A 23,850-nucleotide genomic window follows, 5' to 3' on the forward strand; every position below is an offset into this window, starting at 1 on the left:
CGGTGGAGCTGCATGACAAAGTCATCGGGCATTATCTGAACATAAAACACTATCAATAAGTTGGAGTCATTACCTAACTCCAGAAAGCAAAAAAACGTTGATGAGTGAACACCGTAACAATATTCAGGTAGCAATTGATGCTTTATATAGCCAACGTCGGCGTAAATCGCCGGGTGATGAAAGTGAAACACTTACCCGTAGAAATGACGCTATCTTCGGCAACCACGTATGGCAAACATTTGCGCAATACTTCCCGCCAGGACTTGAAAAACCGTCTGTGTAGAAAAAACCATAGCTATGGTGTTATCTGCCGACAACGCCATTCGGAGAAGCCGAATGACGTTGTCGGAGTAAGCGCTGGTTAAGGTGTGGGTTGTGCCTCTTTGGTTGAGGGTTGCGTCGTTGCTGACTTAACGGTCGGACGCGTCGCCGGAACATTGTCACACGGTTGCTCTTTCGGGCAGATCAAATCCAGCATTTTCAGCGTCACGCCATTGGTCCAGCCAAAGCCATCCTGTAATGGATATTCGCCACCGCCGCCCCCCGTTCCGGTGGTGCTGACATCATATTTTTCCACCAGCTTTTTCTCCCGGTCATAGGTGTGCTGAACATTGGTCAGGAAGTGCCAGCTAATGTCCATCGCCACCTCTTTTTGCCCGTAGTTTTGTAATCCTTCTGTCGCGACCCACTGTAACGGTGCCCAGCCATTTGGCGCATCCCATTGTTGCCCACTTTTCACCGACGTGGTGTTCAGGCCGCCGGGTTGCAGCAGATGTGTTTTCGTCGCCGTCGCCATTTTGTTGGCGCGATCTTTCGCTGCCGCATTGACGTACAGCGGGAACAGGGCGGCCGCGGTTAACTGATTGCGCACTTTATGACTTTTCAGGTCGTAATCGGCATACCAGCCTTGTTGATCGTTCCACAGGTATTTTTCGATCCCTTTTTGACGGGCATTTGCCAGCGTTTCGTACTGGTTTGCCATCGCGTTATCTCCGGCAGCTTTGCTGGCGCGGGCGAGGATTTTTTCCATTTTAAACATCAGGCTGTTCAGATCGACCGGTACGATGCTGGTGGTGCGTAAGGTATTTAACTGCTGCGGGTTGTCCATCCAGCGCGAGCTGAAATCCCAGCCAGACGCAGCGGCAGAGCGCAGGTCGCGGTAAATTTCAGTGGCAGGTCGATTCGGATTGCTTTTGGCGGTGGCAATATCTTCCACCCATGACTCTGGTCGTGGCGTATCGCGATCGTCCCAGTAGCGGTTGAGAAGGGTACCATCCTGAAGTTTTACAACGCGTTTTTCCTGTTGTCCGGCTTGCAGGTTTTCAACACCGTCCATCCAGTAAGCATATTCTTTTTGCATTTGCGGCAGGTATTGCTTCAACGCGGCATCGCCTTCATGCTGCGCCAGTAACTCTACCATCAGGGCAAAGAAGGGCGGTTGCGAGCGGCTTAAATAGTAACTGCGGTTGCCGTTGGGAATATGACCGTAAGTGTCTATTTCATGAGCAAAATTGGCCACCATATCCGCGACTTTATCCCAGTGACCGCTTTCGGCAAGTCCTAACATGGTGAAGTAACTGTCCCAGTAATATACCTCGCGAAAACGTCCGCCCGGCACGACATAAGGTTCCGGCAGCGGTAACAGAGAATCCCATTTTTCGGTGTTTTCGGTAGAACGCGTTAATACCGGCCAAAGTCCGTCAATATGTTCGCGCAGTGACTGTCCCTCTGGCGGAACATATTTCTCGCCCTCTTTCGGCAGGGTGAAATTGACGTTAACGAAATGGCGCAGATCAAATCCGCTCTGGTTTTGCTGCATCCGATAATCAGCAAGGATCATCAGCGGATCGCTGTTCGGCACGGCATCGGCAAAGGTTTTTTGGTCCGGAAAAAGTTTGGCGTTTTGCACATCATTAAACAGCGGCCCTAATAAAATATCAGGCGGCTGTGGTGTTACCGGTGTTTCTTCTGCCTGCACCGATAGCGCAGCGAAACACAAAAAGATGCAGGCTGGAATTAACGCCATTTTTTGCGGGCGAGAAGGTGCGGGGGATTTCATCAATCATTCTCCTTTGGCGAAACCGAATAAAACGGTATTCAAGTATCAGAAAACCTTAGTTCAGGATCGCACTAGCTGCATGATCGAAATCTCATTCTGCGAACTGTCAGGCATTTTAGAAAAGGGAATTAAAGGGATAAATAACGGCGAAATAGAGTGATCAAATAACGTCTGTTTATTAGCCAGCCAGCGGCGTTGGGTTCGTGATTAGCGAAGAAAAATCATCATAAATTGGTGAAAAATATAACAGGTATTTAAAAATCATTAGTGCTGGGTAAATTGCCGGATGACATCAGAACGATGCCATCCGAACGGTGGCTTAACCCTGACGGTTGAAACGTTGCGTTTTAACGTCCAGCGTTAGCGTTTCTTCTGGTTGTATCGCATACAGTTTCTCACCCTGCTGGCAAATCCAGCCAATCCCCAGTTCACGGGCGATTAGGGCGCTGTGGGATACCGGACTTCCGGCGCTAAGGCAGATACCTTTTACAACCGCCGGATCCAGTTGCAGTACTGTGGAAGGATAAATGTTCTCCGCCAGTAGAATAGTTGGCGAGTTAAACTGCGGGAGTTCTTCTTTCGTTTGGGTCAGGTGGACCAGGGTGCGATGCAGAAGATCGTCCACATCAATATAGCGAGCTTGTAGATATTCATCATCCAGTTGCTGGTATTGCTGGCTAAGTTCTTTAAGAACTTGCTGCCAGGCATATTCTGCCGTGCAATGTTCATGCTGAAGGAGTTCGCTTGCCGCCGCCAGCAGTTCCGGATCATCTAACAGTGTATGGTGACCAGAAAAGATTGCGGCAATATTGTCAAGCCCGCTGGCTTCTGCTTTCGCTGTTAACGTCATCAGATCTAATAACGTGAAGTCAATAGCCTGGCGTAATCGTTCTTGTTCTTCTTCCACGGTCAGGGTTGATTTTGCCTGTACCGTACATAAAACTGGTTGATAATAAAAGGCTTTACCCGAAACAGGCGGAACGGGACGCAGAGTAGGTGGAGCGACTTCCTCCGTTTCACCAAAGTTATCTTCAGCCAGCTGACGGAAAGCGATCAGTGCCTCTTCAGCTTCTGGCCCTTTCGCAATCAGGCGCAGCGTATCGTTATAGCGAACTTGTAGTAACGCAATCTGGTTAATACTCTCTGGTGTGACGCATTTGCCGTTTTTTTCCAGCAACATATCGGCATTAAATGTCGATAAGGTATAAACCAGCCGGGAGGCCGGACGTACATGCAGGCCGTTACGGTTTTTTATGACCACCGCCAGAGAACGGGCTTCTTCATCGTACGCAGGACATGTGTCAGAGATTTCAGTGTCGGAGGACGGTAAACCCAGTTGTTCACGTTTGGCTTCCAGCGCATGCATAGCGTCAAAGATAACTTTGTCGATATCCGCTCCCGAGGCCGCGCTGACCGTTGCTGCCAGTGTACCTTCGACCAACGGCGCAGCACACAAACGTACTTTTGCGGCGATCTCGGGAGCCAGCAATTCCAGCGCAGTTTCAGCACTCAATAATGCGCTACCCATATCCATCATGACCAGCACATGGTCGGCATCAGCAACAGATTCGATGGCCTCCATCACTTTGACGGCATCGGTACCAATGGGATTTTGTGGATCGTCAATTCCCGCGGCAATGGCGATTTTACAACTATCACTCATTAACATCTGACGGGCTAATTCACCGACACCTTCTCCCAGTCGGCTGCTATGTGAAACTATGACCAGGTTTACCATCACCAATTCCTTACTCTTTTGCGGCTAACGCCAACATTTGCATCATAAACATCACCGAGGTCGCGCCGGGATCCTGGTGACCAATACTGCGTTCACCGAGATAACTGGCGCGGCCTTTGCGGGCTTGCATCGTAATCGTACTTTGTGCAGCGGATTCGGCGATGCTACTGGCAGCTTCGAGCGCCGCCGGAACAGAGAGATTTTGCTCGCTGGACTGACGTAACGATTCCACCACCGGCACCCACACATCACACATGGTTTTATCGCCAGGTTCGGCTTTCCCGCGACTGATTACGCCGTCCGCGCCATCGCGGAACATCTGATAAAGCTCTTCCAGCGTCAGGCTTTGCCGTGCCTGGGTCGCCTGTGCGGCGCGGATAAAGAAGGTACCGAACAGCGGACCACTGGCACCACCGACGCTGGAAAGCAGCGTCATACCGGTATTCTTGAGAATGAAACCGATATCTTTATCTGCGATAGCAGGGAGTTTTTCCACTACTTTGCTAAAGCCTCGGTTCATATTTAGCCCGTGGTCAGCATCGCCAATTTCGCGATCCAGTCCGGTAAGATACTCGCTCTCGGTGCTGAAAATATCGCCACAACGAGTGAGCCAGTTAACAATTTGAGTTCTGCTCAGTGACATTGCTTTCTCCTTATTTACCCCAGTTAAGGGCCGGGGTGTGGACCGGGGCGTCCCAGAGTGCCAGCGTTTCGTCATCAACTTTCAGTAAGGTGATTGAGAAACCGGTCATATCCAGTGAGGTGCAGTACGCGCCAATTAAATTACGTTCGATAGTCAATCCCGCTTGCTGGCAACGTGTGGTCAGGCGGTTATAGACGCCGTACAGCTCAGAAAGCGGAGTTGCGCCAAGATTGTTAACCAGCGCAATCACCCGATCGCCAGACTGGAGCGGTTGTTTGGTTTGTTGTTCTTCCTGCCAACTGCCTTGTTGATAATCCCAGAAACGCAAAGTGCGATGGTATGAGCCATTTACCAGCAGGGTGTCGAACATTTCATCGACGGTTTGATCAAGGGAAGAGAAGGGGCGGCGGTCAATACCCGGCTCACCATGAATGCCGACTCCAAACTCCATCTCATTATCCGCCAGGGTAAAAGAAGGTTTGCCCGCGGCAGGAACGGTACAGGCACCGAGAGCGATACCTATTGAGTGGCCTTGATTATTCAACTTACGCCCCAGTTCCGCACAGGCGTCCAGTGAGTCGCCACGCTCCGCCGCAGCGCCTACGAGTTTTTCAATTAATACGGTGTTGGCAACGCCGCGCCGCCCGGCGGTATAAAGACTGTCTTTTACTGCAACGTCGTCATCAATGACCACAGTGGTCACTTTTACGCCGCTATCGTGCAGTAACTCGGTCGCTGTTTCAAAGTTAAGAATATCGCCGGTGTAATTTTTGATAATCAACAGTACACCTTCGCCGCCATCAACTTGCATGGCGCATTCAAAGATTTTATCGGGCGTCGGTGAGGTGAAAATTTCGCCCGGACAGGCCCCCGAAAGCATCCCCTGACCGATATAACCACAGTGCATCGGCTCGTGTCCGCTACCGCCACCCGACAGCAGGGCGACTTTTCCTGTAACGGGGGCATCAGCTCGGGTGACATACACCGGATCCTGATGCAGTGTCAGCGATGGATGCGCTTTCGCCAGTCCTGCCAGTTGTTCGTCCAGTACGTCTTGCACATCATTGATCAATTTTTTCATTATTTTGCTCCAGCAATTACGGTAGGGCATGGATGATGTTCAACGACACGGCGACCACTGACTGCCGATGAATCCATTGTGCATCAGGCAAGGGAAAAGAAAATTAGCCCAAATTATGTTTCATAGTGAAACATATGCTTTAATGAATGTTCCATATTGAAACTTTTACGTGTATTAATACTTAAAATTGCGAGCCGGAACACCTTTTGTCATAAGGGATGCGGGATATGAGTGGCGCTTTTAACAACGATGGTCGGGGCATATCTCCCTTAATTGCAACCTCCTGGGAGCGATGCAATAAGCTGATGAAACGGGAGACATGGAACGTACCACATCAGGCCCAGGGCGTGACATTTGCTTCTATTTATCGGCGTAAGAAAGCGATGCTGACGCTCGGGCAGGCTGCGCTGGAAGATGCCTGGGAATATATGGCACCGCGAGAGTGTGCGCTGTTTATCCTCGATGAAACCGCCTGCATTCTCAGCCGTAATGGCGATCCGCAAACCTTGCAGCAGCTAAGTGCACTGGGATTCAATGACGGCACGTATTGCGCCGAGGGAATTATTGGTACTTGTGCGCTATCGTTAGCGGCTATCTCTGGTCAGGCCGTGAAAACGATGGCCGATCAACATTTCAAACAGGCACTCTGGAACTGGGCCTTTTGTGCAACGCCGTTGTTTGACAGCAAGGGCCGATTGACGGGAACAATAGCGCTGGCGTGTCCGGTTGAGCAAACTACCGCAGCTGATTTGCCGTTGACGTTGGCAATCGCCCGCGAGGTCGGAAATTTACTGCTGACGGACAGTTTGCTCGCTGAAACTAACCGTCATTTAAATCAACTTAATGCCCTGTTAGAAAGTATGGATGATGGCGTGATTAGCTGGGATGAGCAGGGTAATTTGCAATTTATTAATGCCCAGGCGGCGCGGGTCTTGCGCCTTGACGCGACGGCAAGTCAGGGACGGGCAATCACTGAACTCTTAACGTTACCCGCCGTATTGCAACAAGCAATAAAACAGGCACATCCGCTCAAACACGTAGAAGCAACCTTTGAAAGCCAGCACCAGTTTATTGATGCGGTGATAACCCTTAAACCGATAATAGAAACGCAGGGAACCAGCTTTATTTTGTTGCTCCATCCTGTGGAACAGATGCGGCAGTTAATGACCAGTCAATTAGGAAAAGTCAGCCATACCTTCGCTCATATGCCACAGGACGATCCGCAAACCCGCCGCTTGATTCATTTTGGTCGCCAGGCGGCGCGCAGTAGCTTTCCTGTCCTGCTTTGTGGAGAAGAGGGCGTGGGCAAGGCACTGCTAAGTCAGGCAATGCATAATGAAAGCGAGCGTGCTGCAGGTCCTTATATCGCCGTCAATTGTGAGTTATATGGTGATGCTGCGCTGGCGGAAGAATTTATTGGTGGCGATCGCACGGACAATGAAAATGGCCGTCTGAGTCGGCTGGAACTGGCACACGGCGGCACGCTGTTTCTTGAAAAGATTGAATATCTGGCGGTGGAGTTACAGTCTGCTTTGCTTCAGGTTATCAAGCAGGGGGTTATCACGCGACTGGATGCGCGGCGTTTAATACCAATTGATGTCAAAGTGATTGCCACAACGACCGCGGACCTCGCAATGCTGGTGGAACAAAATCGTTTTAGTCGCCAGCTGTATTACGCGCTGCATGCATTTGAAATTACCATCCCGCCTCTGCGTATGCGGCGTGGCAGCATTCCGGCGCTGGTGAATAACAAATTACGCAGTCTTGAAAAACGCTTCTCTACGCGGCTGAAAATTGATGACGATGCCCTCGCTCGCCTGGTTTCTTGTGCATGGCCAGGCAACGATTTTGAACTTTACAGCGTCATCGAGAATCTTGCTCTGAGTAGTGATAACGGGCGCATTCGCGTCAGTGATTTGCCGGAACATCTGTTTACCGAGCAGGCGACAGATGATGTCAGCGCCACCCGCCTTTCCACCAGTCTGTCATTTGCGGAAGTTGAAAAAGAGGCAATTATTAACGCAGCCCAGGTCACAGGCGGTCGCATTCAGGAAATGTCGGCTTTACTTGGGATCGGCCGCACTACGCTGTGGCGGAAAATGAAGCAACATGGCATTGATGCAGGGCAGTTTAAGCGCCGGGTATGAAAGACAGAAACGATTTCTGATACATCAGAGTGATCTGTATTTCATTCCGGCGCACGCTAACAATTTTCAGCATCGTTTAAGGGCTTGTCTATCCCGCACTTAAAAGCTGAAGCGATATCCTCCGTTGACTTGCTTCTGATCAAAGAGGTTACCCTGCGTGTAATCCGCTTCGAGATAGAATGTGTGCTGTTTGTTATACTGTGCACTGACTCCCACGCCGTTATTCCAGCCATTACCTTTGAAACTGTACTTCTCCCGGGAGTTGTTCAACAGATATTCGGTATCCCCTGAAAACTCGCGGATAGCGCCAGTCTTCACATAGACATTCAGCTGGCTGTTGCCTGCGGTGATGTCATACCCCAGTATCATGCTGGCACGCCCCAGCAGCGATTCGTAGTGATTCAGATGTATATTGAGGCCATTACTCGCCTTCATAGTCATCTCATTCTGGTGGCTGTATGTAAGCTGGGTTTGCGGCTCTATATAGAACCCATAACCAGTAGGGGACAGGTTGAACCTCTGCCCGGCTTCCAGGGAGATGCTCATTCCATTCGCAGTGCCGTTGGCGTTAACGCCGTTGTTCTGACTGTCCAGTACGTGGAAACTATTTTTCTGGCGCGATGCTTTTATAACGAGATCGCTGTAAAAACCGTTTTGTGCCATGTAACTGGCGTACATTCCCATGTAGTCTGAACGTGCGGTACCGTCGCCTCCGCTATAGTCCGGCGATGCATGTGTTGAGCCAATATACAGACCGACATACAACGGCATTACATCAGAGAGACGTTTATCCCCACCAAACTGGATACCGCTGTAACCCATGTCAAAGCCGCTCAGTTTGCCACTGGCAAAGGAGTCCAGGCTTCCCCCATAACTGCGCAACCAGATATTACCGTCTTTACTCTGATTTCGCAGGTCACCCATCCGTTGCATCAGCGTACGGTTTTCAACATAGTTCAATAAGTAACCGACATTGAGATAATTGCCGCCAGCATCTGCGGTCGTGGTGGGTTTAGGCGTGGGAGCGGGTTCAGGCGTAGGATCGGGGTTGACTATGGGAGGCTGAGCGGGAGCTGGTGTGGGTTCAGGATTAGGAGTCGGTTCCGGAACTGTCCCGGAAGCGTAAAGCTCCCAGTTAGTGCCATTTTTACGCACATCGTACAGATATCCCCCCAACTCAACCTGAGAAGACGCGCTGAACGAGGCCGCGCCGTCAGTGGTTTTTACCACTGTCAGAACTTCATTTCCCGTTGTGGCCTCGCTGCCCTGGTTGCGGATAGCCAATACGTGATTACCAGCACTACTCCCGCTGATATTCAATAAATCCCCTTTATTATTAACGCCATTACCCTCGCCAACAACATCAGCACGCATAATAAAGGTACTGTTACCGCTCAGGTTCTCTACGTTTAATGTGGCAAATGTGCCGGCAGTTGACCCGTGGCTGGCAAAATCGACAGTTGAATGGCTCAGCGCCAGCGTGTCGAGATTAGAATTACTTGTTACGTTCCAGACGCTGTTATTCATTGCAACGTCCAGTTTTCCGCCATTGACATTATCGCTGAGGGAGGAACCTGTCCAAACCGACCCAGGGTGCATATCCAGATTGATTAGCCCACCTTTGGAAAGAACGCTACCGTTGATAAGCATACGACCCGAGGCGTTGATGCGGCTGGCGGCATAACCATCGTCATGTTGCGTTGCGATGGCCATCTGGTCGGGTGTACTCATATCAATGACCAGATCGCTCGTGAGGTCGATCTGGCTGTTGGTCATGGCATAAATTCCCCTGGCTCCTGCCGCGCCGGTGATAGCCAAACTGTCTCCGGTTATTCTACCGCCGCTGAGAGCCCACAAACCCAGCGCCAGACTGCCATTACGATCAACTGTAATATCGGTATTTTGCATGTTGACAACAGCCGTTGCCGTCTGGGCCGAGGCACCATAAGAACCGCCGGAAAAGATGCTGTTTCGTTGCGCTGCCGTGCCAGTAAAATTGATTATCGCGTCTGAACCACTGGTGACGAGGCCACCGCCCTGCGCGGAAGAAATATGGCTATCTGCACCGATAGTGGTTGTACCACCACGAACTTCGACGCCATTGGCCGCGGCTCCAGTTACATCAACAGTGAGTGCATTCGCGCTAACCTGGCCAAAGCTCCAGAGGCCGTGAGCATTATCGCCATTGGTTTTAATGGTACTGTTTGTTCCGAGATCGACAACAGAGTTTTTCTGTACGTTTATCCCCATGGCGCTGTAGCCCTGAACATCGATTGTCAGGTCTGTAGCCGTAAAACGCGCAGCACCATTGGCGTTATTGCCGTTGAGACCACCGATATAAACACCTGTACTTCCATCGGTCGTGATTTTACTTCCGCTTCCAAGATCGACACTGGTGCCATAGTCATTGATGGTTAGGCCTATACCGTTCGAGTTTTCAATGGTGAATTGAGTGGCTGTTAGTGTTGAGCTATGCCCAATAATGATGCCGTCATCGTTACTCTTAATGGTGCTGCCTGTGCCTAAGTCAGCATGGGTATAGTCACCAATTAAGTTAATGCCGATGGCAGAGGTTTGACCAACAACATCTACTGTGAGTCGGTTAGCTGTCAGGGAGCTGTTTTTGCCCTGAATAATGATTCCTTTTGCATATCCAGAGGCGTCGTTGACATTGACGGTGACATCATTACCCAGGTTGATATTGCCAGGCGTGTTTCCTGCTGGGGTCATTACACTATAGAGGTTTCCTGATGGATCGGCGGTATCTCCTGTAATTCTGTCACCATCATTAATAGTAATATTGGTGCCATATTGACTTCCTGTATCAGCAGCTATCAGCAGGGGGGAAAATATAATTGCATTCAAACCAATAGCGCCAAATTTTATCAGTTGAATTGAGGGCGAACGGATTTTTAATTCAGCGAGACGATCTGCTTTGGTATTCCCATTGTGTTGTTTGATGCCCATACCACTCCTATATAGTACCCAGACTATGGGTCTATGGATTTTGTCATTTTGTTTAAATCAATGAATAATATCCTCTTATCATCATGATATTTGTATGGTGCAATCATGATGAGCTTCTCAGAGAATAATTCTCTATTACCGGGCAAAATCAGGAACACAGGAATTAATATATATTTAACATCCCCCTTACAAAGGTGAGTTTATATCGAGTTATTCCCTAAGTTGTCGTTACTTATTCCAATTCGTTACTATAAATATGGCAAAAATATTACAACAAACAGCGGTTAAAAAATTTGGTGAAGATTTTTTGTAATAATCCTAATTAGTTATGGGAATTTCGCTTGATGTATCTGCATAACAAAAACAATATGCGCCATTTTTGCATTACTAATAAGAAAAAGCAAAAAACATCGATATTCATTTTTGGTCAATGGGTTTTCTGGCCTATCGTTGTTATTGTGCTACTGGTTATCATTTTCATCTTGCCAGCATATTGGAGCGTGATCAATTTTGATCAGCTGTGAAGGGGGCTGATGTGTAGTGATACAAAAACTTACGTTATATCACTGCTAATGAGATATCCGTCATCTGAACACTTATGTCTTTAATTATTCTCGTGGTTCACTATAGGCAATAAGCACAAAAGTGTAGGATGTTACAAGAATGATTAGGACTCGGTGAAATGAAAAATCCACGCAATTGCGTGGATTTTATATACTTTTGCGCTCTTCATGAGATTTAGCGAAACCTCATGAGACAATAAATTAATTAGACGTTGAAAAGGAAGTTCATCACATCGCCATCTTTCACGATGTAATCTTTACCTTCTGCACGCATTTTGCCTGCTTCTTTCGCGCCTTGTTCACCTTTGTAAGTGATGAAATCTTCAAACGAGATGGTTTGTGCACGGATAAAGCCTTTTTCAAAATCAGTATGGATTTTGCCCGCTGCCTGCGGCGCGGTTGCTCCAACCGGAATGGTCCATGCACGCACTTCTTTCACCCCAGCGGTGAAGTAAGTTTGCAGGTTCAGCAGTTTATAACCGGCACGGATCACACGGTTCAGGCCCGGCTCTTCCAGCCCAAGCTCCTGCATAAACTCGTCACGTTCTTCGTCGTCCAGTTCGGCAATGTCTGCTTCAACAGCAGCACAAACCGGAACCACAACAGAACCTTCTTTCGCCGCGATTTCACGCACCTGGTCAAGATATGGGTTGTTTTCAAAACCGTCTTCGTTGACGTTGGCGATGTACATTGTTGGTTTCAGCGTCAGGAAGCTCAGGTAACGAATAGCCGCTTTCTCTTCAGCGCTTAAATCCAGCGCGCGCAGCATACCTGCATTTTCCAACTGGGGCAGGCATTTTTCCAGGACCGCCAGCTCAGCTTTCGCGTCTTTATCGCCACCTTTGGCTTTCTTCTGTACGCGATGAATCGCACGTTCGCAGGTGTCGAGGTCTGCCAGCGCCAGTTCGGTGTTGATAACTTCAATATCGTCAGCCGGGTTAACTTTGCCGGAAACGTGAATGATGTTGTCATTTTCAAAGCAGCGAACAACGTGACCGATCGCTTCGGTTTCACGGATGTTGGTCAGGAACTGGTTACCCAGACCTTCGCCTTTCGATGCGCCTTTTACCAGACCGGCGATATCGACAAATTCCATGGTCGTGGGAAGCGTACGCTGCGGTTTTACGATTTCAGCCAGTTGATCCAGGCGAGGATCAGGCATTGGTACGACGCCTGTGTTCGGCTCAATGGTGCAGAATGGAAAGTTGGCCGCTTCAATACCGGCTTTGGTCAGCGCGTTGAACAGGGTAGATTTCCCGACGTTGGGCAAACCGACGATACCGCATTTGAATCCCATGATTTAAATCACCTTAATATCTTAATAATCAACCTGTTATTGCTAACAGATTGCAGAAATGGAAATAACTTTGCCTATTATACACGGCACTCGGCAAAAATGCCGCAGACAACGACTTATTGCGCTTTAAAGGCGTGCAATCGGTTCGTTGCTTTGGTCAAGCCATCTGTAAACCACATTTCAGTACAACGCGCCGCTTCGTCAATGGCTTCATCAATTAACTTCTGTTCACTAACAGGCGGTTTGCCTAACACAAAACCGACAACTTTATTTTTATCGCCCGGATGACCGATTCCGATGCGTAAACGGTGAAAGTTAGGGTTATTACCCAATTTACTGATGATGTCTTTCAGTCCATTGTGACCACCATGGCCACCGCCCAATTTAAATTTGGCGACGCCAGGAGGCAGATCCAGTTCGTCGTGGGCCACCAGAATTTCGTCCGGATTAATGCGGAAAAAACTGGCCATCGCCGCAACGGCTTTGCCGCTGAGATTCATAAATGTAGTCGGGACTAACAGGCGGACATCTTCGCCTCCAAGAGTGACTCGCGAAGTATAACCAAAGAATTTAGCCTCTTCGCGCAGCGGAGCGCGCAAACGCTCTGCCAGTAAGTCAACGAACCAGGCACCAGCATTATGTCGCGTTGCGGCGTATTCAGCACCGGGGTTCGCCAGGCCGACAATCAATTTAATCGTCACGTTTTTTTGTCCTGAGTGTGTACATAACTGGCGCGTAGTTTACTGGTTGCGGCCCCGCTTGACAAAAAACTGCGTATCAAATGCAGATAACGTAATAATTGCCTGAGTGGACTATTAGAAAGTCAAGGTGTTCAGGCGTTTATTTGTAAAGTTTTGTTGAAATAAGGGTTGTAATTGTGATCACGCCCGCACATAACCCACTGGGTGTTGTCTATACTTTACACATAAGGAAGAGGGGTATTCCCTGTTACAACCCAGAAAGTTCCGGAGGTGACATATGAAACGCAAAAACGCTTCGTTACTCGGTAACGTGCTCATGGGGTTGGGTCTGGTGGTAATGGTGGTCGGCGTGGGGTATTCAATCCTCAACCAGTTACCACAGTTTAATATGCCCCAGTATTTCGCACATGGTGCAGTGCTAAGTATTTTCGTCGGTGCCATTCTCTGGCTGGCGGGTGCCCGTGTTGGCGGGCATGAACAGGTGTGCGACCGTTACTGGTGGGTTCGTCACTATGACAAACGTTGCCGCCGTAGCGATAATCGCCGTCATAGCTAACAAATAATGCAGTTTGCTGACCAGTCAGTTTGCGCTGACTGGTCAATCTCGTACTTATAAATCCGCCATCGCCGCGCGACGATTCGGGAAGAACGCGAGGCGTCCCGGGATCGGTTGAATGCCTGCGCGAGCCATAGTGCGCAGTGGCTGGAATTCCACGTTGCACACGCGCAGTTCACATCCTTCGGGCAGACGCTTCACAAAACGCTGGAACGCATCAAGACCACCAGCATCAAGTACCGGAACGGCATCCCACTTCAGAATCACAATCCGTTTGCCTTCAAGACGTGACTCCAGGTCCGTGAACAAGCCTTCAGCAGCAGCAAAAAACAGCGGGCCAATAACGCGCAGTACCAGAACATCGTCTGGAACATCTACGACTACCGGTGCCAGGCGAGTCATACGTGCGATACGACGCATAAACAGCAGCGATGCCAGCACGATCCCCACGCTGATGGCAATAACCATATCAAACAGCACGGTCAGCGACATGCACAGCAGCATGACAATGATGTCATCTTTCGGTGCATGACGCAGCAAGTCGACCACTTTATGCGCTTCACTCATGTTCCACGCCACCATCAACAGCAGGGCTGCCATAGCGGAAAGCGGCAGCCAGGAGAGCAGCGGTGCCAGTACCAGCAGGGCAAGAATAACCAGAATAGAGTGGATCACCGCCGAGATAGGGGAAGTTGCCCCGGCACGGACGTTAGCGGCAGAACGCGCGATGGCAGCTGTAGCGGTAATACCACCAAAGAACGGAGCGATAATATTCCCCAGTCCCTGTCCAACCAGTTCGCTGTTCGCCTTGTGTTTCGTCCCGGTCATACCATCCAGTACCACGGCGCAGAGCAGAGATTCGATTGCGCCGAGCATTGCCATTGAGAATGCCGCAGGCAGCAGTGTGCGAATAGAATCCCAGGTTAGCGTGAATTCTGAATTAGGCAGATCCCACGGCAGCACCAGTTGCGGCAGCAGTTGCGGAATACCGTTACCCTGAGAACCATCGGCCAGGACGTAGTGGAATTGCGAACCGATGGTAGCAACATGTCCGCCGAGCAGGTTAACAATCCCCATCACCGCGCAACCAGCCAGCAAGGCCGGAAGGTGACCGGGTAAACGAATGCCCAGACGCGGCCAAAAAACAAGAATACCTAGCGTCACAATGCCAATGGCAGCATCACCCACATTAATGGTCGGCAGCGCCATAAATAATGCGCCGACTTTTTGTAGATAATGTTCCGGGACATGGGCCATTTGCAGACCGAGAAAATCTTTAATCTGCATGGTACCGATGGTGATCCCGATACCCGAGGTGAAACCTAAGGTGACGGAAACCGGAATATACTCAATCAGGCGACCAAAGCGTGCCAGACCCATCAGAATCAAAAAGATCCCCGACAGCAAGGTCGCAACCAGCAGTCCTGCCAGTCCAAACTGTTGCGACACGGGATAGAGAATTACCACAAATGCCGCAGTCGGACCGGAAACGCTAAAGCGTGACCCACCCGTCAGAGCAATGACAATCCCCGCAACAGCTGCGGTATATAAACCGTACTGGGGTGCCACACCACTACCAATAGCCAACGCCATCGCCAGCGGGATAGCAATAATCCCGACGGTTATCCCGGCAATCAGGTCACGGGTAAACCGTGCGGCAGTATATTTTTCTTTCCAGCAAGCGTCGATCAGAGCGCGGAAAGGCATCACATGTGAGGAAAATATTTTGTTCACAATAATGTTTCATCCGTGAGCGCATCATCTGTCAACTAAATGGCAGGTGAAGGAGGCATAGGTCATACAAATGGATATTACAGACAAAAAAACCCGCCGCAGCGGGTCTTTGAGCCGGGTTCGATTAGTGTTCGAACATGGCAGAGATCGATTCTTCGTTGCTGATACGACGAATCGCTTCGGCCAGCATACCTGACAGGGTCAGAGTACGCACGTTCGGCAGTGATTTGATTTCATCGCTCAGCGGAATGGTATCGCAGACAACGACTTCATCAATTACAGAGTTACGCAGGTTGTTCGCCGCGTTGCCAGAGAAGATCGGGTGAGTCGCGTACGCAAATACACGTTTAGCACCACGTTCTTTCAGAGCTTCAGCAGCTTTACACAGCGTACCGCCAGTGTCGATCATATCATCGACCAGTACGCAGTCACGACCTGCAACGTCACCGATGATATGCATCACCTGTGAAACGTTCGCACGCGGACGACGTTTGTCGATGATTGCCATATCGGTATCGTTCAGCAGCTTAGCGATAGCGCGGGCACGCACAACGCCGCCGATGTCCGGAGAAACCACAATTGGGTTATCCAGATTCAGCTGCAGCATGTCTTCCAGCAGGATCGGGCTACCAAATACGTTATCAACCGGAACGTCGAAGAAACCCTGAATCTGTTCAGCGTGCAGATCCACTGTCAGCACACGGTCAACACCGACGCTGGAGAGGAAGTCTGCAACCACTTTCGCAGTGATTGGTACACGAGCGGAACGGACGCGACGGTCCTGGCGCGCATAGCCAAAGTAGGGGATAACAGCGGTGATACGACCTGCGGAAGCACGACGCAGGGCATCAACCATAACGACTAATTCCATCAGGTTGTCGTTAGTAGGGGCACAAGTGGACTGGATGATGAAAATATCACCACCGCGTACATTTTCATTAATTTGTACGCTGACTTCGCCATCGCTAAAGCGACCTACAGCGGCGTCGCCGAGTGAAGTGTACAGGCGGTTGGCAATACGTTGTGCTAGTTCCGGGGTGGCGTTACCAGCAAAAAGCTTCATATCAGGCACGAGAAGAACCTCAGGCATGCGTCCATTGGTGGAAAGAATCTGCCGAAAACTGTGCGGGCCAGGCATGATCCTTTCCAGGCGGTGTATTAAAGAGCGCGATGCAACGTCTGGAACAAGGTGACGTTGTCACCGAAACTCAGCTTGCCCGGCTTAAAGCATGGCTCTGTGCAATGGGGAAAGATTAACGCCTTTCGCCACAAAGCCATTGAGCCATTCCGGGGCTTGCTCTAGCACCTGGCGGGCTTCAGACTCTGTATCAAATTCAGCAAAGACACAGGCCCCTGTCCCAGTCAGGCGCGACGGGGCGTATTCTAACAGCCAGGAAAGCACCGCATCAACCTCGCGAAAACGTTTTCTTGCGATAACCTCGCAATCATTGCTGAATTCACATTTTAGCAACGTTTCTATTGACCTTTTTGGCGTATTGCGCGGGAGTTCAGGATCTTTAAAAATCACCGGAGTCGGAATACTTACACCAGGGTGCGCCACCAGATACCACTTCTCTGGCGGATCCACCGGCGTTAGTATTTCACCAACGCCTTCGGCAAACGCGGCATGCCCCCGAACAAAGACAGGAACATCTGCGCCCAGCGTCAGCCCCATTTCCGCCAGCTCATCCATGCTTAGCCCGCATTGCCAGAGATGATTTAATGCCACCAGGACCGTCGCGGCATTGGATGAACCACCGCCGAGACCGCCGCCCATCGGCAAACGCTTATCAATGCTGATATCCGCACCGCTTCCCGTCGGAAGACGCCCGCTGTCTGCCGCAGTTTTCATCAACAACCGCGCTGCGCGAACGATCAGGTTATCTTCATGTTCCACGCCTTCAACGGGCGTTAACAGACGAATATCCCCATCGTCACGAAGCTCAATGCTGATGGTGTCGCCGTAATCAAGAAACTGAAACAGCGTTTGCAGCGTGTGGTAACCATCCGCACGCTGACCGGTAATGTATAAAAACAGATTAAGTTTTGCCGGAGAGGGCCACTGTGTCCGCATTATTTCACTATCCAGTTATCCATTTTTAACTTGATGCGTTGACCACCGTCGGTGAGTTCCATATTGGCTGGCATCGCAGGTTGCGTTTTGGTGTCATAACCACCATAAACAACCTTCCAGTTTTTGCCATTCTGGCTGTAGGTAATTTCGCTCAGGCGGTACTGGTCGTCCAGTTTGTAGTCGGTTGCATCACCCGGTAAACCTAAAATCCACTGGCGCAAGCTGTTGAGCGGAATTGGCATTCCGGTCAATTTGCCAATCATCTCTTCGGCGTCATCGGCGGTATAACGCTGACCTTTATTGTCGACTAACTGCACGTTACCCGGTTGAGCATTCAGCTCCAGTTCCGTGCTGCCCAATGGGTTAGTGAGCAGCAGACGGTAGCGATCCTGGCCGGTTTGCTGCCAGAAAAAGCGGGCGTACACTTTTTGTTGGTCAGAAATATAAGCGAACGCGCCGCGAGTCTGATACTGATTAAGATTGCGCACGTCTTGCTGATGCTGACGCCATTGTGGCGAATCCGGGCTTTTGCCAGGACCTTTGGGCGTGGTAACGGAACAGGCAGTGAGCACAAGAGCAGCCAGCGGTAGCAGGCGGATAAGACGAAAATCGGGCAGGGGCATAGTGATGACAAGTCCTTGAGATACGTTGCAGTTATAACCCTTAATGCTAGCGTTACCGTCCGCTATCGTCTATGTTCAAGTTGTCTTAATTGCCAGAATCTAACGGCTTTCGGCAATTACTCCAAAAGGGGGCGCTCTCTTTTATTGATCTTACGCATCCTGTATGATGCAAGCAGACTAACCCTATCAACGTTGGTATTATTTCCCGCAGACATGACCCTTTTAGCACTCGGTATCAACCATAAAACGGCACCTGTATCGCTGCGAGAACGTGTATCGTTTTCGCCGGATAAGCTCGATCAGGCGCTTGACAGCCTGCTTGCGCAGCCGATGGTGCAGGGCGGCGTGGTGCTGTCGACGTGCAACCGCACGGAACTTTATCTTAGCGTTGAAGAGCAGGATAACCTGCAAGAGGCGTTAATCCGCTGGCTTTGCGATTATCACAATCTTAATGAAGAAGATCTGCGTAAAAGCCTCTACTGGCATCAGGATAACGACGCGGTTAGCCATTTAATGCGTGTTGCCAGCGGCCTGGATTCATTGGTTCTTGGGGAGCCGCAGATCCTCGGTCAGGTTAAAAAAGCGTTTGCCGATTCGCAAAAAGGCCATATGAAGGCCAGCGAACTGGAACGCATGTTCCAGAAATCTTTCTCTGTAGCGAAACGCGTTCGCACTGAAACAGATATCGGTGCCAGCGCTGTGTCTGTCGCTTTTGCGGCTTGTACGCTGGCGCGGCAGATCTTTGAATCGCTCTCTACGGTCACAGTGTTGCTGGTAGGCGCGGGCGAAACCATCGAGCTGGTAGCGCGTCATCTGCGCGAACATAAAGTACAGAAGATGATTATCGCCAACCGCACTCGCGAACGTGCCCAAATACTGGCAGATGAAGTTGGCGCGGAAGTGATTGCCCTGAGTGAGATCGACGAACGTCTGCGCGAAGCCGATATCATCATCAGTTCCACCGCCAGCCCGTTACCGATTATCGGGAAAGGCATGGTGGAGCGCGCATTAAAAAGCCGTCGCAACCAACCAATGCTGTTGGTGGATATTGCCGTTCCGCGCGATGTTGAGCCGGAAGTTGGCAAACTGGCGAATGCTTATCTTTATAGCGTGGACGATCTGCAAAGCATCATTTCGCACAACCTGGCGCAGCGTAAAGCCGCAGCGGTTGAGGCGGAAACTATTGTCGCTCAGGAAACCAGCGAATTTATGGCGTGGCTGCGAGCACAAAGCGCCAGCGAAACCATTCGCGAGTATCGCAGCCAGGCAGAGCAAGTTCGCGATGAGTTAACCGCCAAAGCGTTAGCGGCCCTTGAGCAGGGCGGCGACGCGCAAGCCATTATGCAGGATCTGGCATGGAAACTGACTAACCGCTTGATCCATGCGCCAACGAAATCACTTCAACAGGCCGCCCGTGACGGGGATAACGAACGCCTGAATATTCTGCGCGACAGCCTCGGGCTGGAGTAGCAGTACATCATTTTCTTTTTTTACAGGGTGCATTTACGCCTATGAAGCCTTCTATCGTTGCCAAACTGGAAGCCCTGCATGAACGCCATGAAGAAGTTCAGGCGTTGCTGGGTGACGCGCAAACTATCGCCGACCAGGAACGTTTTCGCGCATTATCACGCGAATATGCGCAGTTAAGTGATGTTTCGCGCTGTTTTACCGACTGGCAACAGGTTCAGGAAGATATCGAAACCGCACAGATGATGCTCGATGATCCTGAAATGCGTGAGATGGCGCAGGATGAACTGCGCGAAGCTAAAGAAAAAAGCGAGCAACTGGAACAGCAATTACAGGTTCTGTTACTGCCAAAAGATCCTGATGACGAACGTAACGCCTTCCTCGAAGTCCGAGCCGGAACCGGCGGCGACGAAGCGGCGCTGTTCGCGGGCGATCTGTTCCGTATGTACAGCCGTTATGCCGAAGCCCGCCGCTGGCGGGTAGAAATCATGAGCGCCAGCGAGGGTGAACATGGTGGTTATAAAGAGATCATCGCCAAAATTAGCGGTGATGGTGTGTATGGTCGTCTGAAATTTGAATCCGGCGGTCATCGCGTGCAACGTGTTCCTGCTACGGAATCGCAGGGTCGTATTCATACTTCTGCTTGTACCGTTGCGGTAATGCCAGAACTGCCTGACGCAGAACTGCCGGACATCAACCCAGCAGATTTACGCATTGATACTTTCCGCTCGTCAGGGGCGGGTGGTCAGCACGTTAACACCACCGATTCGGCAATTCGTATTACTCACTTGCCGACCGGGATTGTTGTTGAATGTCAGGACGAACGTTCACAACATAAAAACAAAGCTAAAGCACTTTCTGTTCTCGGTGCTCGCATCCACGCTGCTGAAATGGCAAAACGCCAACAGGCCGAAGCGTCTACCCGTCGTAACCTGCTGGGGAGTGGCGATCGCAGCGACCGTAACCGTACTTACAACTTCCCGCAGGGGCGCGTTACCGATCACCGCATCAACCTGACGCTCTACCGCCTGGATGAAGTGATGGAAGGTAAGCTGGATATGCTGATTGAACCGATTATCCAGGAACATCAGGCCGACCAACTGGCGGCGTTGTCCGAGCAGGAATAATGGAATATCAACACTGGTTACGTGAAGCAATAAGCCAACTTCAGGCGAGCGAAAGCCCGCGGCGTGATGCTGAAATCCTGCTGGAGCATGTTACCGGCAGAGGGCGTACTTTTATTCTCGCCTTTGGTGAAACGCAGCTGACTGACGAACAATGTCAGCAACTTGATGCGCTACTGACACGTCGTCGCGATGGTGAACCCATTGCTCATTTAACCGGGGTGCGAGAATTCTGGTCGTTGCCGTTATTTGTTTCGCCAGCGACCTTAATTCCGCGCCCGGATACGGAGTGTCTGGTGGAGCAGGCACTGGCGCGGTTGCCTGAACAACCTTGCCGTATTCTCGATCTCGGGACGGGTACCGGGGCGATTGCGCTTGCGCTGGCTAGCGAGCGCCCGGACTGCGAAATTATCGCTGTAGATCGTATGCCTGATGCTGTCTCCCTGGCACAACGTAATGCCCAGCATCTGGCGATCAAAAATATCCACATTCTGCAAAGCGACTGGTTTAGCGCGCTAGCCGGGCAGCAGTTTGCGATGATTGTCAGCAATCCGCCGTATATTGACGAGCAGGACCCTCATCTTCAACAAGGCGATGTCCGCTTTGAGCCGCTCACTGCGCTGGTTGCGGCAGACAGTGGAATGGCAGACATCGTGCATATCATCGAACAGTCGCGTAACGCGCTGGTATCCGGCGGCTTTCTGCTTCTGGAACATGGCTGGCAGCAGGGCGAAGCGGTGCGACAAGCATTTATCCTCGCGGGGTATCATGACGTCGAAACCTGCCGTGACTATGGTGATAACGAGCGCGTAACGCTCGGCCGCTATTATCAATGACAAGTTTTTCTACACTGCTTAGTGTTCATCTTATTAGTATCGCGCTTTCTGTTGGGCTATTAACCTTACGTTTCTGGCTACGTTATCAGAAGCATCCACAGGCATTTGCTCGCTGGACGCGCATTGTGCCGCCGGTTGTCGATACGCTGTTACTGTTAAGCGGCATTGCGTTGATGGCTAAAGCGCACATCCTGCCATTTTCCGGGCAGGCACAGTGGCTGACTGAAAAGCTGTTTGGAGTTATCATTTATATCGTTTTGGGTTTTATTGCACTCGATTATCGTCGTATGCACAGTCAGCAGGCGCGCATTATTGCCTTCCCGCTGGCGTTGGTGGTGCTGTACATCATCATTAAACTCGCCACCACAAAAGTACCGTTACTGGGGTAAGTCATGAGATCGTTAGCTGATTTCGAATTTAATAAAGCGCCATTGTGCGAAGGCATGATCCTGGCTTGCGAAGCAATCCGCCGCGATTTTCCCTCGCAAGATGTTTACGACGAACTGGAGCGTCTCGTTAGTCTGGCGAAGGAAGAAATCAGCCAGCTTCTGCCTTTAGAAGAGCAGTTGGAAAAACTGATCGCGCTGTTTTACGGCGACTGGGGATTTAAAGCCTCACGCGGTGTTTATCGTCTTTCCGATGCATTATGGCTGGACCAGGTGTTAAAGAATCGACAGGGCAGTGCGGTATCATTAGGTGCGGTTTTATTATGGGTCGCGAATCGTCTCGATTTGCCGCTGCTGCCGGTGATTTTCCCTACGCAGCTGATATTGCGCATTGAATGTCCGGATGGCGAAATTTGGCTGATTAATCCTTTTAACGGTGAATCGTTAAGCGAACATATGCTGGACGTATGGTTAAAGGGAAATATCAGCCCGTCGGCGGAACTGTTTTATGAAGACCTTGATGAAGCTGATAACATTGAGGTAATCCGCAAATTGCTGGATACACTCAAAGCCTCGTTGATGGAAGAAAATCAGATGGAGCTGGCGTTACGCACCAGCGAAGCTTTATTACAATTCAACCCTGAAGATCCCTATGAAATTCGCGATCGCGGGTTGATTTATGCGCAACTGGATTGCGAACACGTTGCGTTGAACGATTTAAGTTATTTCGTTGAACAGTGTCCGGAAGACCCGATCAGCGAAATGATCCGTGCGCAAATAAATAACATCGCGCATAAACATATTGTGCTGCATTAATTAATCGACATTTTACTCAAGATTAAGGCGATCCTATGAAACAAAAAGTGGTTAGCATTGGCGACATCAACGTAGCAAATGACCTGCCGTTCGTACTGTTTGGCGGTATGAACGTGTTGGAATCTCGCGATCTGGCGATGCGCATTTGCGAGCACTACGTAACTGTGACCCAGAAACTGGGTATCCCTTACGTGTTCAAAGCCTCTTTTGACAAAGCCAACCGCTCCTCCATCCACTCTTATCGTGGACCGGGCCTGGAAGAAGGGATGAAAATCTTCCAGGAGTTGAAGCAGACTTTTGGCGTGAAAATTATCACCGACGTTCACGAACCAAGTCAGGCACAGCCCGTTGCTGATGTCGTGGATGTGATTCAGTTGCCGGCGTTTCTTGCTCGCCAGACTGACCTGGTTGAAGCCATGGCGAAAACCGGTGCGGTAATTAACGTCAAGAAACCACAGTTTGTCAGCCCGGGACAGATGGGTAATATCGTTGATAAATTCAAAGAAGGCGGCAACGAAAAAGTGATTCTTTGCGATCGCGGTGCTAACTTCGGCTATGACAACCTGGTTGTCGATATGCTGGGCTTCAGCATTATGAAGAAAGTGTCTGGTAACTCGCCGGTGATTTTCGACGTGACCCACGCACTGCAATGCCGCGATCCGTTTGGCGCAGCTTCCGGTGGTCGTCGTGCTCAGGTGGCTGAGCTGGCACGAGCCGGTATGGCGGTAGGTCTGGCGGGGCTGTTTATTGAAGCGCATCCGGATCCGGAACATGCGAAATGTGATGGTCCATCCGCGCTGCCGCTGGCTAAACTGGAACCGTTCCTCAAGCAGATGAAAGCGATTGATGATCTGGTGAAAGGTTTCGAAGAACTGGATACCAGCAAGTAATCTTTTTGTTTGAAAAATAAAGTCTTAGCGTTGTGCGTTAAGACTTTTTTATGGGTGCCGGATACAAAAAAGGCCGCAGGCTGTTACCCCTGCGGCCGGTTTCGGGCGCATATTGCCATCACGGCAGCCTGACGCCCGTTTTCACCTT

20 protein-coding genes and 1 pseudogene are annotated in these 23,850 nt (G+C 50.4%); 10 read left to right on the forward strand and 11 right to left on the reverse strand.

From position 1 onward, the window contains the following. Window positions 1–2: 2 nt before the first annotated feature. Complete coding sequence (locus RTW80_RS31510; RefSeq protein WP_003032489.1) at window positions 3–59, forward strand: IS1 family transposase; 57 nt, start codon at window positions 3–5, stop codon at window positions 57–59. A gap of 14 nt (window positions 60–73) precedes the next feature. After that, window positions 74–283: pseudogene (gene ycgY, locus RTW80_RS19065) on the forward strand (protein YcgY); the annotation flags it as partial. 78 nt (window positions 284–361) lie between these two features. Here ycgY and treA read toward each other — a convergent pair. From treA to dhaK, 4 genes are all read right to left on the reverse strand, one after another. Then, complete coding sequence (gene treA / locus RTW80_RS19070) at window positions 362–2,059, reverse strand: alpha,alpha-trehalase (RefSeq protein ID WP_000841714.1); 1,698 nt, start codon at window positions 2,057–2,059, stop codon at window positions 362–364. Between the two features lie 319 nt (window positions 2,060–2,378). Beyond that, on the reverse strand, window positions 2,379–3,797 hold the full coding sequence (gene dhaM / locus RTW80_RS19075) for a dihydroxyacetone kinase phosphoryl donor subunit DhaM (RefSeq protein WP_032247453.1): 1,419 nt from the start codon (window positions 3,795–3,797) through the stop codon (window positions 2,379–2,381). Between the two features lie 10 nt (window positions 3,798–3,807). Beyond that, complete coding sequence (dhaL, locus tag RTW80_RS19080; protein ID WP_001300421.1) at window positions 3,808–4,440, reverse strand: dihydroxyacetone kinase subunit DhaL; 633 nt, start codon at window positions 4,438–4,440, stop codon at window positions 3,808–3,810. A 10-nt stretch (window positions 4,441–4,450) separates the two neighbouring features. After that, window positions 4,451–5,521 carry a dihydroxyacetone kinase subunit DhaK gene (gene dhaK, locus RTW80_RS19085; protein WP_000733733.1) on the reverse strand — a complete coding sequence of 357 codons (1,071 nt, stop codon included), beginning with the start codon at window positions 5,519–5,521 and terminating at the stop codon, window positions 4,451–4,453. A 227-nt stretch (window positions 5,522–5,748) separates the two neighbouring features. On the opposite strand from dhaK, the gene dhaR reads away from it, so the two are divergent. Beyond that, window positions 5,749–7,668: a dihydroxyacetone kinase operon transcriptional regulator DhaR gene (gene dhaR / locus RTW80_RS19090; RefSeq protein WP_312719858.1), complete on the forward strand. Its 1,920-nt coding sequence runs from the start codon at window positions 5,749–5,751 to the stop codon at window positions 7,666–7,668. 99 nt (window positions 7,669–7,767) lie between these two features. On the opposite strand, the gene RTW80_RS19095 is transcribed toward dhaR, so the two are convergent. The 3 genes from RTW80_RS19095 to pth form a co-directional block, all read right to left on the reverse strand. Then, the gene (locus RTW80_RS19095; protein WP_021575105.1) at window positions 7,768–10,635 is read right to left on the reverse strand and encodes an autotransporter outer membrane beta-barrel domain-containing protein; all 2,868 of its coding nucleotides are present in this window, start codon (window positions 10,633–10,635) and stop codon (window positions 7,768–7,770) included. 768 nt (window positions 10,636–11,403) lie between these two features. Next, window positions 11,404–12,495 carry a redox-regulated ATPase YchF gene (gene ychF, locus RTW80_RS19100; RefSeq protein WP_000505866.1) on the reverse strand — a complete coding sequence of 364 codons (1,092 nt, stop codon included), beginning with the start codon at window positions 12,493–12,495 and terminating at the stop codon, window positions 11,404–11,406. A gap of 116 nt (window positions 12,496–12,611) precedes the next feature. Then, the gene (gene pth, locus RTW80_RS19105; protein WP_000152933.1) at window positions 12,612–13,196 is read right to left on the reverse strand and encodes an aminoacyl-tRNA hydrolase; all 585 of its coding nucleotides are present in this window, start codon (window positions 13,194–13,196) and stop codon (window positions 12,612–12,614) included. A gap of 277 nt (window positions 13,197–13,473) precedes the next feature. On the opposite strand from pth, the gene ychH reads away from it, so the two are divergent. Further along, the gene (ychH, locus tag RTW80_RS19110; RefSeq protein WP_000823885.1) at window positions 13,474–13,752 is read left to right on the forward strand and encodes a stress-induced protein YchH; all 279 of its coding nucleotides are present in this window, start codon (window positions 13,474–13,476) and stop codon (window positions 13,750–13,752) included. Between the two features lie 54 nt (window positions 13,753–13,806). Here the strand turns inward: ychH and dauA are convergent, their stop codons facing one another. The 4 genes from dauA to lolB all read right to left on the reverse strand — a co-directional run bounded on the left by dauA (window position 13,807) and on the right by lolB (window position 18,183). Beyond that, window positions 13,807–15,486 (reverse strand): C4-dicarboxylic acid transporter DauA, encoded by a 1,680-nt coding sequence (gene dauA, locus RTW80_RS19115; RefSeq protein WP_001033352.1) that lies wholly within the window; start codon window positions 15,484–15,486, stop codon window positions 13,807–13,809. 124 nt (window positions 15,487–15,610) lie between these two features. Continuing rightward, the gene (prs, locus tag RTW80_RS19120) at window positions 15,611–16,558 is read right to left on the reverse strand and encodes a ribose-phosphate diphosphokinase (protein WP_001298109.1); all 948 of its coding nucleotides are present in this window, start codon (window positions 16,556–16,558) and stop codon (window positions 15,611–15,613) included. Window positions 16,559–16,708: 150 nt separating this feature from the next. Beyond that, a complete protein-coding gene (gene ispE, locus RTW80_RS19125) occupies window positions 16,709–17,560 on the reverse strand; it encodes a 4-(cytidine 5'-diphospho)-2-C-methyl-D-erythritol kinase (RefSeq protein ID WP_001260323.1) in 852 nt (283 codons plus the stop codon). Further along, window positions 17,560–18,183, reverse strand: a complete 624-nt coding sequence (gene lolB / locus RTW80_RS19130; RefSeq protein WP_001130692.1) for a lipoprotein insertase outer membrane protein LolB — start codon at window positions 18,181–18,183, stop codon at window positions 17,560–17,562. The genes ispE and lolB overlap by 1 nt, the downstream gene beginning before the upstream one ends. A gap of 213 nt (window positions 18,184–18,396) precedes the next feature. On the opposite strand from lolB, the gene hemA reads away from it, so the two are divergent. From hemA to kdsA, 6 genes are read left to right on the forward strand one after another with little or no spacing between them, the layout of a single operon-like run. Next, complete coding sequence (hemA, locus tag RTW80_RS19135; protein WP_001295619.1) at window positions 18,397–19,653, forward strand: glutamyl-tRNA reductase; 1,257 nt, start codon at window positions 18,397–18,399, stop codon at window positions 19,651–19,653. 41 nt (window positions 19,654–19,694) lie between these two features. Next, the gene (prfA, locus tag RTW80_RS19140) at window positions 19,695–20,777 is read left to right on the forward strand and encodes a peptide chain release factor 1 (protein ID WP_000804726.1); all 1,083 of its coding nucleotides are present in this window, start codon (window positions 19,695–19,697) and stop codon (window positions 20,775–20,777) included. After that, a complete protein-coding gene (prmC, locus tag RTW80_RS19145) occupies window positions 20,777–21,610 on the forward strand; it encodes a peptide chain release factor N(5)-glutamine methyltransferase (protein ID WP_000456467.1) in 834 nt (277 codons plus the stop codon). Before prfA ends, prmC begins: the two co-directional genes overlap by 1 nt. After that, complete coding sequence (sirB2, locus tag RTW80_RS19150) at window positions 21,607–21,999, forward strand: invasion regulator SirB2 (RefSeq protein WP_000200374.1); 393 nt, start codon at window positions 21,607–21,609, stop codon at window positions 21,997–21,999. Before prmC ends, sirB2 begins: the two co-directional genes overlap by 4 nt. Before the next feature lie 3 nt (window positions 22,000–22,002). Then, entirely contained in the window at window positions 22,003–22,812 is an 810-nt protein-coding gene (gene sirB1, locus RTW80_RS19155) for an invasion regulator SirB1 (protein WP_001257044.1), read from the forward strand. Window positions 22,813–22,847: 35 nt separating this feature from the next. After that, entirely contained in the window at window positions 22,848–23,702 is an 855-nt protein-coding gene (gene kdsA / locus RTW80_RS19160; RefSeq protein ID WP_000811065.1) for a 3-deoxy-8-phosphooctulonate synthase, read from the forward strand. The last annotated feature ends 148 nt before the right edge of the window (window positions 23,703–23,850 follow it).

This window comes from Escherichia sp. AM3, from assembly GCF_032029835.1.
GTDB classification, from domain to species: Bacteria; Pseudomonadota; Gammaproteobacteria; order Enterobacterales; family Enterobacteriaceae; genus Escherichia; species Escherichia coli.